This window comes from Sphingopyxis sp. JAI108 (assembly GCF_013410105.1).
GTDB classification, from domain to species: Bacteria; Pseudomonadota; Alphaproteobacteria; order Sphingomonadales; family Sphingomonadaceae; genus Sphingopyxis; species Sphingopyxis chilensis.
Window position 1 is genome coordinate 1759543 of the sequence record NZ_JACCCJ010000001.1, and the last position, 15220, is coordinate 1774762.

A 15220-nucleotide genomic window follows, 5' to 3' on the forward strand; every position below is an offset into this window, starting at 1 on the left:
CCAACATGCGACTCGGGTCGCATGTGATTTCATATCATAATTGATTGAGTAGACAATATGGATCAGGCGAGCTTTACGAAACTGTCGAGAACCCGCTTGCTGCCAGCCTGATCGAATTCGACTTCGAGCTTGTTGCCGTCGATATCGATGATTTCGCCGTAACCGAACTTCTCATGGAAAACGCGCATTCCGATCGCGAGATCCGATCGCGCCTTGGCGCCGACCGAGGCGGCGGGTCCCCGCTCGGAGGGGGCAGGGGCGCGGGTGGCGGTCGTGGAGGTTGCTAGCGCGCGCTGCCATGCCGGGCCGCGCGTCATCGTGCGGGCCGGCTGACGCTCGGCGACATGCGCGAAGGGATCGCCCTGTGCCGACCAGTTGGCTCGCCACAGGCTCTGCCCGCCGCCGAAACTGTTTTCGCTATCGACATGCTCGGGCGGGATTTCGCCGATGAAGCGGCTGGGGATGCTGCTCATCCACTGGCCATAGATGCGGCGGTTCGCGGCGTGATAGATGCTCGCGCGCTGGCGGGCGCGGGTGATCGCGACATAGGCGAGGCGGCGTTCTTCCTCGAGGCTCGCAGTGCCGCCTTCGTCCATCGACCGCTGCGACGGGAACACGCCATCCTCCCACCCTGCGAGGAAGACATGATCGAATTCGAGGCCCTTCGCCGCGTGGATCGTCATGATCGTCACCGTCTCGGTCTGGTCGTCATTGTCGCGGTCCATGACGAGGCTGACATGCTCGAGAAAGGCTTCGAGCGATTCATATTCTTCCATCGCGCGAACGAGTTCGGAGAGATTTTCGAGCCGCCCCGCGGCATCGGCGCTGCGATCGGCCTGCAGCATCGCCGTATAGCCCGATTCGTCGAGGATGAGCTGGGTGAGCTCGGGATGCGGCAGCGCGTTCGCCTTGCCCTGCCAGTTCCGCATCACCGCGATGAAATTGGCGAGCTGGCGGCGCGCCTGCGGGGTCAGCTCGTCGGTTTCGGTGATCCGCGACGCGGCTTGAAACAGCGGCACGCGCTCGGCCCGCGCGAACTGGTGGATCCGCGCGAGCGCCTTGTCGCCAAGGCCGCGCTTCGGAACGTTGACGATGCGTTCGAACGCCAGGTCGTCGGCGCTCGACTGGACGAGCCGGAGATAGGCGAGCGCATCGCGGATTTCGGCGCGCTCATAAAAGCGGAAACCGCCGACGATGCGGTACGGCATTCCGATCGCGATGAAACGGTCCTCGAACTCGCGCGTCTGGAACTGCGCGCGGACGAGGATCGCGGCGCGGTCGAGACTGACCTTGCGATGCTGGAGCGTCTCCAGCTCCTCGCCGATCCGCCGCGCTTCCTCGGGCCCGTCCCACACGCCGACCACCCGAACCTTGTCGCCCGCGTCGAGCTCGGTCCACAGCGTCTTGCCGAGGCGGCCGCTGTTCTGCGCGATCAGCGCCGACGCGGCAGCAAGTATCTGCGGCGTCGAGCGATAATTCTGTTCGAGGCGGATCACCGTCGCGCCGGGGAAGTCCTTTTCGAAGCGCAGGATGTTCGCGACCTCGGCGCCGCGCCACGAATAGATCGACTGGTCGTCGTCGCCGACGCAGCAGATATTCTTGCGCGCCTGCGCGAGCAGGCGGAGCCAGAGATACTGGCTGGCGTTGGTGTCCTGATATTCGTCGACGAGGACATATTTGAAACGCTGCTGATATTGCTCCAGCACGTCGCGGTGCGTCTTCAGGATCACGAGCATGTGGAGCAAGAGGTCGCCGAAATCGCAGGCGTTGAGCGTCTTCAGCCGCGCCTGATAGAGCGCGTAGAAATGCTGCCCCTTGCCGTCGGCATAGGCTTCCTTGTCGGACGCATCGAGATCGGCGGGCGTGAGCCCGCGATTCTTCCATTTGTCGATCAGCCCGGCGAGTTGGCGTGCGGGCCAGCGCTTCTCGTCGAGCCCTTCGGCCTGGATAAGCTGTTTCAGCACGCGCAGCTGGTCGTCGGTGTCGAGGATCGTGAAATTGCTCTGCAGCCCGACGAGCTCGGCGTGGCGGCGCAGCATCTTCGCCGCGATGCTGTGAAAGGTGCCGAGCCAGGGCATACCCTCGACCGCGTCGCCGATCATCCGCCCGATGCGCTCGCGCATCTCGCGCGCGGCCTTGTTGGTAAAGGTCACCGCGAGGATTTCGGACGGCCATGCACGCCGCGTCGCGATAATATGCGCGAGGCGCGCGGTGAGCGCGGCGGTTTTGCCCGTGCCCGCCCCCGCGAGCATCAGCACGGGGCCTTCGGTGGTCAGCACCGCCTGCCGCTGCGGACCGTTCAAGCCTTGCAGATAGGGTGGGTCCGACGGGTCGGGTGGGGGCAGGTCGGGCAGCGAGGCGGGGGTATCGTTCACGCGCGAACGATTAGGGAACAGCGAGCAGGCTGTCCAGTGCGGTGAGGCGGGCCGGTGGCGTGCTTCCGTGTCGTTTCAATTCGCCGAGGGTTGCCCGTGCCATCGCGCGATAGGCGGGCAAAAGGTCGGGGCTCTGCACCCGGAGCGTTTCGAGATGCCCGCCGATCGTGTGCGCGTCGCCGCGCAGTAACGGCCCCGACAATCCCGCGAAACCCAGGGCGAGGCTGTTTTCGAGCGCGGCGCGTACAAGCGGAGCAAGCAGAGCGGGGGGATCATCGACCCCCGCATCCTCCAATGCGCTCGCTGCGCCCGTGATCAGCGTCACGAGATGGTTCGACGCATGGCAGAGCGCCGCATGATAGAGTGCCCGCCGGTCCTCGGCGATTTCGACCGCGATGCCGCCGAACAGCGCGACGATGCGTTGGGCTTGTCCGGTGGCCTCGCTCGTCGAGCCGGTGATCGCGAAGCGCGCGCCGGTCATGCGCCGCACCTCGGCCTGCGGGTCGCCGGTGAAGGTCATTGCCGGGTGGATCGCGGCGGTCCGGGCGCCGATGAGGCGAAGCGGTTCCAGGATCGCCGCGCCGCTTCGCCCGCTGACGTGAAAGATCATGACGCTGCGATCCGCCGGCAGCGCCGCCGCGATACCCGGCACGATTTTTTCCAGCGCATCGTCGGCGACGGCGACCGCGATGACGTCGCATTCGGCGATCAGGCGGTCGAGGTCGGGTTCCGCAAGGGCGCCGACGCCCTCCGCCGCGCCGCCCGCCTTTTCGGGTGAGCGACCCCACATCATCGGCGATGCGCTCGCATGTGGTCCCAGCGCAAGAGCAAGCGCCTGCGCGACCCGGCCTGCGCCGACAATACCGGGCTGCTGAAAACGAAAGTCGGTCATACGCGCCGTTGTAACGTGCGGGTAAGTGTTTCGCCAACGGAACGTCAGTTTTCGACCGGAAGTTGACATTCGTCTCCCCTCCCGCTTGCGGGAGGGGAGAAGGTCAACGTCCGCTCACCACCCCACAAGGCCGCCATTCACGCTTTATCTCGTCGTGTGCCGCATCTACGGTCCCGCGATGCAGCGAAATCCCACAATGAAACTGGCCGGAACGACACTGGCCGTTCTCGCTCTCTCCGCCTGTGCTGGCGGCAATTACCGTCCCGTTGCCGATGCGCCGGTGCGGATCGGGCCCGCCTATACGATCCGCGGCACGGCCTATGTACCTGCCGCCGCGCCCGCCTATGACGCGCTCGGCTATGCGAGCTGGTACGGCAGCGAGTCGGGGAATCGCACCGCCAATGGCGAGAAGTTCCGGCCCGGCTGGATCACGGCAGCGCATACGACATTGCCGCTGCCGACCTATGTCGAGGTGACCGCGCTCGACAGCGGGCGGCGGATCATTGTCCGCGTCAATGATCGCGGGCCCTTCGCGCTCGGCCGGATCATCGACTTGTCGAGCGGTGCGGCCGAGCAACTCGGCATGAAGGCGCAGGGGCATGCGCCGGTGCGCGTGCGACGCGTCGAACCATCGGAGAAGGATCGCGAACGCCTGCGCAAGGGCAAGCCCGCAGCGTCGCTGTCGAGGGTTCCCGAGCGTGAATTGCTGCGTCTGCGCGCGCAACTTGCGCCGCGAGGCCGCTGACGCTTCGCATTCCCGCTTGCGCCGGAGAGGGCGCGCGCCCAAAGCGTCGCCGACAGCAATGGGGAGGGGCATCGGCCGTGGATCTGGCACCCTATCGGCAACATCGCCGTATCCTGACCGCGAGCCTCGTCGGCACCGCGGTCGAATTCTATGATTTCTATATCTATGGAACCGCGGCGGCGCTCGTGTTCGGGCCGCTCTTCTTTCCTGAAAGCTCGGCTTCGGCGCAGCTGATGTACAGCTTCATGACCTTCGGGCTCGCCTTTTTCGCGCGGCCCGTGGGGGCGATCGTCTTCGGCCATTATGGCGACCGGATCGGGCGCAAGTCGACGCTGGTGGCCTCGCTGATGCTGATGGGCGCCTCGACCTTGCTCATCGCCTTCCTGCCGACCTATGCGATGGTGGGCTGGGCGGCGCCGCTGCTGCTGTGCATCCTGCGCTTTGGACAGGGCTTCGGTCTCGGCGGCGAGTGGGGCGGCGCGGCATTGCTCGCGGTCGAGAATGCGCCGCCGGGATGGAAATCGCGTTTCGGCATGTTTCCGCAATTGGGCGCCCCTGTCGGCTTCATCGCCGCGAATGGCCTGTTCCTGCTACTGGGCCTGGGGCTGAGCGATCCCGACTTCGCCGCGTGGGGCTGGCGCATCCCGTTCCTGCTGTCGGCGGTGCTCGTCGGGCTTGGCTTGTGGGTGCGATTGAAGATCGGCGAGACACCGGCCTTCGCCAAGGCTGTCGCCGAGGAGGCACCGGTCGCGGTGCCGCTTGGGGAGCTGTTTCGGCACCATCTGGTTGCGACGCTTGCGGGAACCTTCGCCGTCGTCGCCTGCTTCGCGATCTTCTATCTCGCGACGAGCTTTGCGCTCGCGCACGGGACAACGGCGCTCGGCTATCCGAAGGAGCAATTCCTGTTGATCCAGCTCGGCGCGATCCTGTTCATGGCGATCGGTATAATCGCGGCCGGATACTGGAGCGACGCGTCGAGCGCGCAACGCGTGCTGACCTGGGGATGCGGCGCGACGATCCTGATCGGTTTCCTGTTCGGGCCGTCGCTCGCGTCGGGAAGCTGGTCGCTGATCTTCCTCGGATTGGCCGCGGCGCTGTTCGTGATGGGGCTGGTCTATGGCCCGCTCGGAAGCTGGCTGACCGGGCTCTTCCCGGTGCGCGTTCGTTATACGGGAGCGTCGGTGGCATTCAACGCGGGCGGTATCCTTGGCGGTGCGATGGCGCCGATCGTCGCGCAGGCGCTGGCGGAGCGCGGCGGGACCGAAACGGTGGGCTATTATCTGGCGCTCGCCGGGATCGTGAGCTGGCTGGGCCTCTTGATGGTGCGGCGGATCGCTACGCCAGCCTGAGCAGCGTCAGCTTCGCCTTGCCGACCTTGCGCTCTGCGTCGATTTCAAGGCCGGCGGCCTCGACCGCTTCCTTCTCGCCGGTCTCGATCGAGATCCAGCTGTCGGGTCCGATCCAGCCCAGGCGGCCCAGCTTGTCGAGCGCAACGCTGCCGGCGCCGGTGCCATAGGGCGCGTCGAGCAGGAGCAGGTCGTAGCTACGCCGCGCGGGCCCCAGCGCGAGCACGGACCCGGCACGAATGTCGGCGCGCGGCATGGCGCCGAGCGCGCCGAGATTCTTGCGCAGTGCGTCGAGCGCGTCGCGATCCTGTTCGGCGAACAGGCATTGTTCGGCGCCCCGCGACAAAGCCTCGATCCCGAGCGCGCCCGAGCCCGCGAACAGATCGGCGACGTACAGCCCTTCAAAGCTGCCGAGGCGGCTCGCGAGCATCGAGAAAAGCGTTTCGCGCGTGCGGTCGGCGGTGGGCCTCGTGGCGTCGTTCCTGGGCGCGAGCAGCTTGCGGCCGCGCCATTCGCCGGAAATAACGCGCATCCTATTTCATCCGCCGCCGGAACTGGAACAGCTCGTCGCGCGGTACGACCTCGGCCGCGCCCATATCGAGCCCTTCGAGCGTGAACTGGCCGTAGCGCGTGCGTATCAGGCGGCTGACCTGCAGCCCGAAATGTTCGAGCACGCGGCGGACCTCGCGGTTCTTGCCCTCGGTCAGCGTCATTTCGATCCACTGATTGCGACCCGTGCGGCGTTCGAGATTGGCGTCGATCTTGCCATAGCGAACGCCATCGATCTCGATCCCCATCGCCAGCTCCTCAAGCTGCGCCTGGCTGATGTCGCCGAAAGCGCGCGCGCGATAGGTACGCTCGACCCCGCTCGCGGGCAGTTCGAGCTGGCGCTTGAACTCGCCATCGTTGGTGAGCAGCAGCAGCCCCTCGGTATTATAGTCGAGGCGGCCGACGGGCATCAGTCGCGGCAGGCCCTTGGGCAAGAGATCGTAGATCGTCTTGCGGCCCTTGGGATCGCGCGCGGCGGTAAGGCAGCCCGCAGGCTTGTGGAAACGATAGAGGCGCGTCGAAACGGGTTTCGCGACCGGATTGCCATCGACCGTCAAGCCTTCAAGCGTGGAGAGGAGCGGAGCGGGCTGGGCGATGACCTCGCCATTCAGCGCGATGCGGCCTTCCTCGATCATCCGTTCGACGTCGCGCCGCGATCCGACGCCGGCGCGCGCGAGCAGCTTGGCGATGCGCTGCGGCCCTTCCTCCTGCTCTTCGGCCGGCTTGGTCTTGAGCGCCGAAACGGCGCCCCGCGCGGCGCGGCGGCCTTTCGGGGCGTCGCGATCTGCGGCGGAGCGAGGCGTCGAGCGGGGCGGTCGGGGGGGTGGCATCGGAACGGATTTGGCTTTCTTGTCGTTCTCGAAGGAGAATAGTGTTGCGTCGTGAACACGCCCATAGCCGCAAAAGACCCGCTTCGTCGATGGCAAGCAGAAGCGATCTTGCGGGATGACGCGCAGCGAGTCATGGCAATGTCAAAGGGAGTAAACATGCTCTTCGCGTCCCGCCCGACCTGCATCAAGCGGTTGCTGATCATCGAGGATGATCCGCTGACCGCTTTCGACAATGAGCATACGCTGAAGCACGGCGGGTATCAGGTCGTCGCAACGGTCGATTCGGGCGAGGCGGCGGTAGCGGTGATGGCGGCCGAACCGGTCGACGCGCTGGTGCTCGATCTTGGCCTGGCGGGCCACATGACCGGACGTGAAGTCGCGCGGTTGGCGCGCGACCGCGGCATCGCGGTGCTGCTGGTGACCGGACAATGCCCCGCCGACGCAAGCGAGATCGCGATGGCATGCCTCGGCAAGCCGCACAGCGCTTCGGCGCTGATTTCGGCGCTGAAGGCGCTCGAAACGATGATTTGCAAGAATGAGGCGCCGCGCAAGGTGAGCGGCCTGACGACCTACTGGCGCCCCGCCACCGCATGAGATGCGGCGAGCCGACAGGGCGGGGCGGATCGGCGGCGATTTAGCCGCTTCCAATTTGCCCCCGAGGCTTTAGGCCGTTGCTACAATCGGCGATGACCGATCGGCACGCGGCAAAGGGGAATATCATGTCGACAAATGCGGCGATGCCGGCACCGAAGGGCTGGCGCGACAGTTTGCGCCCCTATCTCGAGCCCGCGCCGCTTGCCGCCCTGTTCCTCGGCATATCGTCGGGTTTCCCGTTCGCAATGATCGGCGCGACGCTGACGACGCGCCTCGCGCAGGACGGCATCGAGAAATCGTCGGTCACGGCTTTCGCGCTGACCTTCCTGGCGTATAACCTCAAATGGGCGTGGGCGCCGGCGATCGACCGCTTCCGTATCCCGATCCTCGGCCGAATCGGCCAGCGGCGGTCGTGGCTGATCCTCGTCGGCGCGCTGGTCTTCCTCGCGGTCACGGTGCTGGGCAACCTCGACCCCAAGGCGTCGCTCGCGGTCGTGGCGCTGGCCGCGATCTCGGTGGGACTGGCTGGCGCGACCTTCGATATCGTTATCGACGCCTATCGCATCGAACTGCTCGCGCCCGAGCAGTTGGGGACCGGATCTGGGATGTCGCAATATGGCTGGCGCATTGGCGCCGCGGTGGCGGGCGCAATGGCCCTGGTCGTTGCCGAACGCGCGGGCTGGGGTGTCGCCTACATGGTGTGCGCGGCGCTGGTCCTGCCCGCGATCATCACCGGGCTGGTGATGGGCGAACCCGAACGCAAGATCGAGCGTCATTGGCCGGCCTATCTGTCGCGCGCCTATTATGCGATCTTCATCCTCAGTTTCCCGATCGCCTTCCTCGTCGCGCGGCAGGTCGATCAATGGCTCGATGTCGACATCCTCACGCTGATGGTGCTCGTCGGCTATCTGTTCCCGCTGTTCGACCTCTCCGCCCGCCGCGCGCGCGATATCGGATGGAGCGGACAGGTGAACTGGATCATCGCGCTGCCCGCGCTGGCGCTCGTCGCGGTGCTGGCGACCGATTGGGGCACGATCGCCGCCTATGTCGGCGCGACGCTGCTCGGCGTCGTGCTGGCCGTCGGCGCGCTCGTTATCGCAGCGCTGGTCGCCCTGCCGACCAGGTCACGCGAAGGCCAGGCGCCCGACAAGGGCGCGGTCGGGCCGCTCGCGGAGTTTTTCTCGCGCGAGGGGGCGATCCTGATCCTCTTCTTCCTGCTGCTCCACAAGATCGGCGACACGCTCGCCAATCTGACCTTCCGCCTGTTGTTCGAGGATCTGGGCTATACCAACGACGAGATTGCCTTCTACGACGTCGGTCTCGGCTTCTGGGCGCTGCTCGCCGGGGTGTTCGTCGGCGGCATCATCTATGCCCGGCTCGGCATGAAGCGGTCGGTGCTGCTCAGCCTTGTCCTGATGGCGATTTCGAATTTCAGCTTTGCCGGCCTGGCCGCCGCCGGACACAGCAATTGGGGCATGGCCGGTGCGATCGGGTTCGAGAATTTCGCGAGCGGGATCGGCGGCGTCTGTGTCGTCGCCTATCTGTCGGCGCTCGCCGACCTGCGCTTCACCGCGACCCATTTCGCGCTTTTCTCTGCCGCGGCGAGCATCCTCGGGCGCTTCCTGACCGGGACCAGCGCGGGCAAGCTGATCGAACAGTTCGGCTATGTCGATTTTTACCTGCTGACGACCGCGCTCGCGGTGCCGGGCATTCTGATCTTCTGGTGGATGATGCGCTCGGGGCTGGTCGATCGCTCGATCGGAACGGCGGGCGAGGTCGAGATACCCGAGGCGTCGCCTCAGGCCGTCAGTCCGGAAACTGCCGGTTCGCGCTGAGCACTTCGCCGGCGAGATAAAGCGAACCGGCAATCAGGACGATATCGCTTGCCGGATCGACGTCGAGGCCGCGCAGCGCTTCGGCGACCGACATGGCGGCTTTTGCCCCGGCGCCGAAGGCTTCGGCGCCATGATGCTCGTGCCCCGGAACGGGAACGGCGGTCAGGCTCGCGAGGCGATCGGCCAGCGGCGCGACGATCGCGGCGGGGTCCTTGTTCGCGAGCATGCCGGTGATCAGGTGGATGCGCCGCGCCTCGCCCGCGAACTGGCGCGCCAGCGCAAGGCCCGCGTCGACATTGTGCGCGCCGTCGAGCCAGATTTCCGTGTTGTCAGGAAGCAGGTCGGTGAGCGGGCCCGAGTCCAGACGCTGCATCCGGCCCGGCCAGAAGGCTTCCGCGACACCCCGCGCGATCGCTTCGTCGCTCGGCTGTGGACCGGGCGCGAGGCGCAGCATCGCGATGGCAAGCCCCGCGTTGCGCATCTGGTGCGCGCCCGCCATGCGTGACCGCAGTATCCGGTCGACCGAGCCCAGTTTCGATGTCCAGCGAAAGCCATTGCCATCGGCCTCGACCGTCCAGCCGTCGCCTTCGGGAAAAAGCGTGGCTCCGACCGAGGCGACCTTGGCGGCGATGGTGCCTTGCACGAGGGACGGATAGGCGAAGGTTGCCACCGGCGTATCGGGTTTGATGATCCCGGCTTTTTCCCACGCGATGCGCGTCGCCGGATCGTCGGGCGTCCCGGCTTCGGACGCGAGCAGGAAGGCTTCGTGGTCGATGCCCAGCGAGGCGATGCCGGCGACTGCGGGCGGCGGGATGATGTTGGTCGCGTCGAGACGACCGCCGAGGCCGACCTCGATGATGCAGTCGTCGGCGGGGATGCGCGCAAAGGCGAGGAAGGCGGCGGCGGTGGTGACTTCGAAAAAGCTCGCGTGCAGATCGGTGGCCTCGTCGAGCACCTCCTCGAGCAGCGCCGCGAGCAATGCGTCGTCGATCAGCGTTCCGGCGAGGCGGATACGTTCGTTGAAGCGGACCAAGTGGGGGCTGGTGTAGCTGTGCACCTTGCGCCCCTGTGCTTCGAGGATGGCGCGAAGGTAAGCGCAGGTGGATCCTTTGCCATTCGTGCCTGCGACATGGAAGGTGCGCGGGAGCTGGAGCTGCGGGTTTCCGAGCCGTGTGCAGAGCTCCGCGATGCGTTCGAGCCCGAGGATGTCGCGGCCCGGCGAGAGCCCCGCGAGACGGTCGAGCTGGGTCTGGACGGCAGGGTCGGAGCTGTGGGCGTGGTCGGCCATGGCGAATGGTTCAGCCTATCCAAACACCGTTCGCCCTGAGCTTGTCGAAGGGCCGCATTCTTCTTTTGACGCTGCAAGAAGAGGAACGGTGCTTCGACAAACTCGGTACGAGCGGGGATCGAGAGTATTTTCCTTGGAGCTATGCCGCCTTCTCAGGCGCCAGATAGCCGATCAACCGGGCCAGCGTCGCGGGCAGCTCCTTGCGATGCACGACCATGTCGATCATCCCGTGGTCGAGCAGATATTCGGCGCGCTGGAAGCCTTCGGGCAGTTTTTCTCGGATCGTATTCTCGATCACGCGCTGGCCGGCAAAGCCGATCAGCGCCTTGGGTTCGCTAATCTGCACATCGCCGAGCATCGCATAGCTGGCGGTGACGCCGCCGGTGGTCGGGTCGGTCAGCAGCACGATATAGGGAAGGCCCGCACGGCGCAGGCGCGCGAGTGCGACCGTCGCGCGCGGCATCTGCATCAGCGACAGCGTGCCTTCCTGCATCCGCGCGCCTCCTGCGGCGGTAATCGCGATATAGGGGACGCCGCGCTTGATCGCGTTCTCGACGCCGGCGACGAACGCTTCGCCGACCGCGACGCCCATCGACCCGCCCATGAAGGCAAAATCCTGCACGCCGATCACGACGCCCTGGCCAGAAATGCGGCCGAACGCGTTCTGATAGGCGTCGCGGTCGCCGGTCTGCGCGCGCGCCGCCTTGATGCGGTCGACATATTTTTTGGTGTCGCGGAATTTCAGCGGATCTTCGGGTGCCGCAGGGGCCGCAATCATCTCGTGCAGCCCGCCGTCGAACAACTGAGCGAAACGCTCGGCCGCGCCGATGCGGTCGTGATGGTCGCAGCGCGGGCAGACGTTGAGATTGTCTTCCCATTCCTTGACGAACACCATCTGCTGACACTGACGGCATTTGTGCCAGAGATTGTCGGCGGTATCGCGCTTGGCGGTGAAGGGCAGGGCGTTGCGAACGCGGTCGAGCCAGCTCATGCGGCGATCTCCTTTGCGCCGTGGATAGCATCGGCGAGCGAACGGGTGAAGGCTTCGACGTGCGGTGCTGCAGCGTCGCCATGTTCGGCGATGATGTCGATAAAGGCCGATCCGACGACGACGCCATCGGCAACGCGCGCGATCTGCGCGGCCTGTTCGGGGGTGCGGACACCGAAGCCGACCGCGACGGGGAGGTCGGTCGCGGCCTTGAGCCGCGCAACGGCTTCGTCGATGCTCGTTTGGGCCGCCTGCTGGAGCCCGGTGATCCCGGCGACGCTGACATAGTAGAGGAAGCCGCCCGCCCCTTCGAGGACGGCGGGCAGACGCGCGGTGTCGGTGGTCGGGGTGGCGAGGCGGATCAGGTCGACGCCGGCGGCGCGGAGCGCTGGGCCGAGTTCGGGGTCCTCCTCGGCGGGAATGTCGACGCAGATGACGCCATCGACGCCCGCCTTGGCACATTCGGCCGCGAACCAGTCACCGCCGCGGATCGTCATCGGATTCGCGTAGCCCATCAGGACGAGCGGGGTGTCGGGGTGGCGCTGGCGGAAGGCGGCGGCGACCGCGAAGATGTCGGCGGTGGTCGTGCCCTTGGCGAGGCTGCGCAGGTTTGCTTGCTGGATCGCGGGGCCGTCGGCCATCGGATCGGTGAAGGGCATGCCAAGCTCGATCACATCGGCGCCTCCCGCGACGAGCGCGTCGAGGTTCGCGGCGGTGTCGCCGTCGCCCGCGGTGATGAATGCGACAAGGGCGGGGCGTGCTTGGGCGAAGGTGGCGGCGAAGCGGGTCACAGCGTCACCTCCAGCGCGTCCGCGACCGTCGCAATATCCTTGTCCCCCCGGCCCGAGCAATTGACGATGATGATCTTGTCCTTGCCCAGCGTCGGCGCGATGCGTTCGGCGGCGGCGATGGCGTGCGCGCTTTCGAGCGCGGGGATGATGCCTTCGAGCTTGGTCAGCTTCTGGAAGCTCGCCAGCGCCTCTTCATCGGTGACGGGTTCGTAGCGGACGCGGCCGATGTCGTGCAGCCAGCTGTGCTCCGGGCCGATGCCCGGATAGTCGAGGCCCGCCGAGATGCTGTGCGCCTCGGTGATCTGGCCGTCCGCGTCCTGGAGCAGATAGGTCTTGTTGCCGTGGAGGATACCGGGTTTGCCGCCCGCGAGGCTGGCGGCATGCTTGCCTTCGAGCCCTTCGCCCGCGGCTTCGACGCCCACGATCTCGACATCGGCGTCGTCGAGGAAGGGATGGAACAGGCCGATCGCGTTCGATCCGCCGCCGACGGGGGCGATCAGCATGTCGGGGAGGCGGCCTTCGGCTTCCAGTATCTGCGCGCGTGCTTCGTTGCCGATCACCGACTGGAAATCGCGGACGAGCTCGGGATAGGGGTGCGGGCCGGCGACGGTGCCGATGATGTAGAAGGTGTCGTGGACGTTCGCGACCCAGTGGCGCAGCGCCTCGTTCATCGCATCCTTGAGCGTCTTCGCACCGCTCTCGACCGCGACGACTTCGGCGCCGAGCAGCTTCATGCGAAACACGTTCGGCTGTTGCCGCGCAACATCGACCGCGCCCATGAAGATGGTGCAGGGCAGGCCGAACAGCGCCGCGACGGTCGCGGTCGCGACGCCATGCTGGCCCGCGCCGGTCTCGGCGATGATCTTGGTCTTGCCCATGCGCTTGGCGAGCAGAATCTGGCCGATGCAATTGTTGATCTTGTGGGCGCCGGTGTGGTTGAGATCCTCGCGCTTCAGATAAATCTTCGCGCCGCCCAGATGGTCGGTCAGCCGCTTTGCGAACCACAGCGGGCTGGGGCGGCCGACATAGTTTTTGAGCAGATCGTCGAACTCGGCCTTGAACGCCGGGTCGGCCTGCGCGGCGCGATAGTGGCGTTCGAGGTCGAGGATCAGCGGCATCAGCGTTTCGGCGACATAGCGGCCGCCGAACTGGCCGAAATGGCCGCGTTCGTCCGGCCCGGTGCGAAGACTGTTGGGAAGCTGGGTCATCGACCGGTCGCTTTAAGGAAAGCGGCGATCTTGTCCACATCCTTCACGCCCGGCGCGCTTTCGACACCCGACGAGACGTCGACGAGCGGCGCGCCCGTTTCGGCAATCGCCTGCGCGACATTGTCGGGGGTCAGGCCGCCCGCGATGCCCCAATCCATGCTGTGGCGATGATTCTTGAGCAGCGACCAGTCGAAGCGCGTGCCGGTGCCGCCGGGCAGCGCAGCCGCGGGCGCGTCGAACAGGATGCGATCGGCGATCCCGCGATATTTCTGCATCCGCGTGAGTGTCTCGGCATCCTTCAGCCCCACGGCTTTCCAGATTTCGGCCGGCGCGAGGCGCTTCACCACCGCCAGCCATTCGGGCGTCTCGCTGCCGTGGAACTGGATGATATCGGGGCGGACCTTGCCAAGCGCATCGCCCGTCAGCTGCTGCGAGGCGTTGACGAGCAACAAAGCCACTTTGACCTGCGGCCCGGCGCGCTTGCGAAGTTCCGCTGCGGTCTTGAGGTCGACGTGGCGGGGGCTCGGCTCATAATGGACAAGGCCGATATGCGTGGCGCCATGGCGAATGGCGGCATCGACCGTTTCGGGCGTCTTGAGCCCGCAGATTTTGACGAGAGGGGGCATGGTCATCCTATCCTGTCGTCATCCCGGCGCAGGCCGGGGTCTCGCCGTTGCGGCTGAGCGCATCGTGGAGATCCCGGCCTGCGCCGGGATGACGGCTGTTTCTAAAGCGTCGCTTCGATTTCGCGCGCGGCGAGATCGGGGTCTTCGGACTGGCTGATCGGGCGGCCGACGACGAGGATCGAGGCGCCGTCCGACATCGCCTGTGCCGGCGTAACGATCCGTTTCTGATCGCCCATCTTGCCGTTCGCCGGGCGGACGCCGGGGACGACGAAATAGCCGCCGGGCCACGCCTTGCGCGCCGCTTTCACCTCCTGGCCCGAGCAGACGATGCCGTCGAGCCCGGCTTCGCGCGCGAGCGCGGCAAGGCGGACGACCTGGTCGTGCGGGGTGCCGCCGATACCGATATCGTCGAGATCGGGCGCATCGAGGCTGGTGAGCACGGTGACGGCGACGACCTTTGTATTAGCGCCGGCCACTGCCTTCGCTTCTTCGAGCATCGCACGGCCGCCGGCGGCGTGAACGGTGAGCACCGCCGGTTCGAGCGGACGCAGCGCCTGAATCGCTTTCGCAACCGTATTCGGGATATCGTGGAGCTTGAGGTCGAGGAAGATCGGCAGGCCGAGCTTCGCCATCTCGTGCACCCCGTGATGACCGTTGGCGCAGAAGAATTCGAGGCCCAGCTTCAACCCGCCGACATGGCGCCGCACCTTTTGCGCGAGCGTAAGCGCGGCGTCGAGGTGTGTCGTGTCGATGGCGAGGTAAAGCGGCGAGGTCATGGCTTGTCCGTCGAGAAGAGGTCGGTAGGGGCGGGCGGGATGTCGTTCACCGGCGTGGTTGCGGGCGCGGGCGCCACAGGCCGGTTGGCGAGCGCGCGGAGGTCCGCCGCCTGCCGCTCGCTTGCATCGAGGCGGCGCTTCAGCGACCAACGCGTCGTGCGCAGCGCGATCCACATGGGAACGCTGCCGATCAGAAAGGAAGCAAAGATGACGACGGGAAGTTTCGTCTCCGCTTCCCAGCCCGGCCAGATGGTAACGGTGACAACTTGCCAGTTCGCCATCGCAAAGATGACGAGCACGGCGGTCAGCAAAACCCAGATGATCGTACGCAGGATTCCCACTTCGTCTTGCTCCTCTGTCGATCCGGCGACGACACT

At 66.2% G+C, this 15220-nt stretch carries 15 protein-coding genes; 4 read left to right on the plus strand and 11 right to left on the minus strand.

The window, feature by feature from the left end:
- Positions 1 to 62: 62 nt before the first annotated feature.
- Both HDC29_RS08525 and HDC29_RS08530 read right to left on the minus strand, forming a co-directional pair.
- The gene (locus HDC29_RS08525) at positions 63 to 2375 is read right to left on the minus strand and encodes an ATP-dependent helicase (protein WP_373562775.1); all 2313 of its coding nucleotides are present in this window, start codon (positions 2373 to 2375) and stop codon (positions 63 to 65) included.
- Positions 2376 to 2385: 10 nt separating this feature from the next.
- Positions 2386 to 3267 (minus strand): Rossmann-like and DUF2520 domain-containing protein, encoded by an 882-nt coding sequence (locus HDC29_RS08530; RefSeq protein ID WP_179496179.1) that lies wholly within the window; start codon positions 3265 to 3267, stop codon positions 2386 to 2388.
- A gap of 196 nt (positions 3268 to 3463) precedes the next feature.
- On the opposite strand from HDC29_RS08530, the gene HDC29_RS08535 reads away from it, so the two are divergent.
- Complete coding sequence (locus HDC29_RS08535) at positions 3464 to 4012, plus strand: septal ring lytic transglycosylase RlpA family protein (protein ID WP_257018118.1); 549 nt, start codon at positions 3464 to 3466, stop codon at positions 4010 to 4012.
- Positions 4013 to 4095: 83 nt separating this feature from the next.
- Positions 4096 to 5361, plus strand: coding sequence for an MFS transporter (locus HDC29_RS08540; protein ID WP_179497382.1), 1266 nt, complete (start codon positions 4096 to 4098; stop codon positions 5359 to 5361).
- Here HDC29_RS08540 and rsmD read toward each other — a convergent pair.
- Positions 5348 to 5890 (minus strand): 16S rRNA (guanine(966)-N(2))-methyltransferase RsmD, encoded by a 543-nt coding sequence (gene rsmD, locus HDC29_RS08545; RefSeq protein WP_179496183.1) that lies wholly within the window; start codon positions 5888 to 5890, stop codon positions 5348 to 5350. The genes HDC29_RS08540 and rsmD overlap by 14 nt on opposite strands.
- Position 5891: 1 nt before the next feature.
- Complete coding sequence (locus HDC29_RS08550) at positions 5892 to 6737, minus strand: pseudouridine synthase (RefSeq protein ID WP_179496186.1); 846 nt, start codon at positions 6735 to 6737, stop codon at positions 5892 to 5894.
- Positions 6738 to 6893: 156 nt separating this feature from the next.
- Here HDC29_RS08550 and HDC29_RS08555 point away from each other — a divergent pair, with 156 nt between their 5' ends.
- Together HDC29_RS08555 and HDC29_RS19220 are read left to right on the plus strand one after the other, a co-directional pair.
- On the plus strand, positions 6894 to 7331 hold the full coding sequence (locus HDC29_RS08555; protein ID WP_179496188.1) for a response regulator: 438 nt from the start codon (positions 6894 to 6896) through the stop codon (positions 7329 to 7331).
- A 125-nt stretch (positions 7332 to 7456) separates the two neighbouring features.
- Positions 7457 to 9166, plus strand: a complete 1710-nt coding sequence (locus HDC29_RS19220) for an MFS transporter (protein ID WP_257018119.1) — start codon at positions 7457 to 7459, stop codon at positions 9164 to 9166.
- Here HDC29_RS19220 and HDC29_RS08570 read toward each other — a convergent pair.
- From HDC29_RS08570 to HDC29_RS08600, 7 genes are all read right to left on the minus strand, one after another.
- Positions 9138 to 10454, minus strand: a complete 1317-nt coding sequence (locus HDC29_RS08570) for a folylpolyglutamate synthase/dihydrofolate synthase family protein (protein WP_179496190.1) — start codon at positions 10452 to 10454, stop codon at positions 9138 to 9140. The genes HDC29_RS19220 and HDC29_RS08570 overlap by 29 nt on opposite strands.
- 139 nt (positions 10455 to 10593) lie before the next feature.
- Positions 10594 to 11445 carry an acetyl-CoA carboxylase, carboxyltransferase subunit beta gene (gene accD, locus HDC29_RS08575; RefSeq protein WP_179496192.1) on the minus strand — a complete coding sequence of 284 codons (852 nt, stop codon included), beginning with the start codon at positions 11443 to 11445 and terminating at the stop codon, positions 10594 to 10596.
- Positions 11442 to 12233, minus strand: a complete 792-nt coding sequence (trpA, locus tag HDC29_RS08580; protein ID WP_179496194.1) for a tryptophan synthase subunit alpha — start codon at positions 12231 to 12233, stop codon at positions 11442 to 11444. Before trpA ends, accD begins: the two co-directional genes overlap by 4 nt.
- Positions 12230 to 13441 carry a tryptophan synthase subunit beta gene (trpB, locus tag HDC29_RS08585; RefSeq protein ID WP_179496196.1) on the minus strand — a complete coding sequence of 404 codons (1212 nt, stop codon included), beginning with the start codon at positions 13439 to 13441 and terminating at the stop codon, positions 12230 to 12232. The genes trpA and trpB overlap by 4 nt, the downstream gene beginning before the upstream one ends.
- Positions 13438 to 14067 carry a phosphoribosylanthranilate isomerase gene (locus tag HDC29_RS08590; protein ID WP_179497384.1) on the minus strand — a complete coding sequence of 210 codons (630 nt, stop codon included), beginning with the start codon at positions 14065 to 14067 and terminating at the stop codon, positions 13438 to 13440. The genes trpB and HDC29_RS08590 overlap by 4 nt, the downstream gene beginning before the upstream one ends.
- Before the next feature lie 101 nt (positions 14068 to 14168).
- Positions 14169 to 14843: an orotidine-5'-phosphate decarboxylase gene (gene pyrF / locus HDC29_RS08595; protein WP_179496198.1), complete on the minus strand. Its 675-nt coding sequence runs from the start codon at positions 14841 to 14843 to the stop codon at positions 14169 to 14171.
- Positions 14840 to 15184, minus strand: a complete 345-nt coding sequence (locus HDC29_RS08600) for a lipopolysaccharide assembly protein LapA domain-containing protein (RefSeq protein WP_179496200.1) — start codon at positions 15182 to 15184, stop codon at positions 14840 to 14842. Before HDC29_RS08600 ends, pyrF begins: the two co-directional genes overlap by 4 nt.
- Positions 15185 to 15220: the final 36 nt, after the last annotated feature.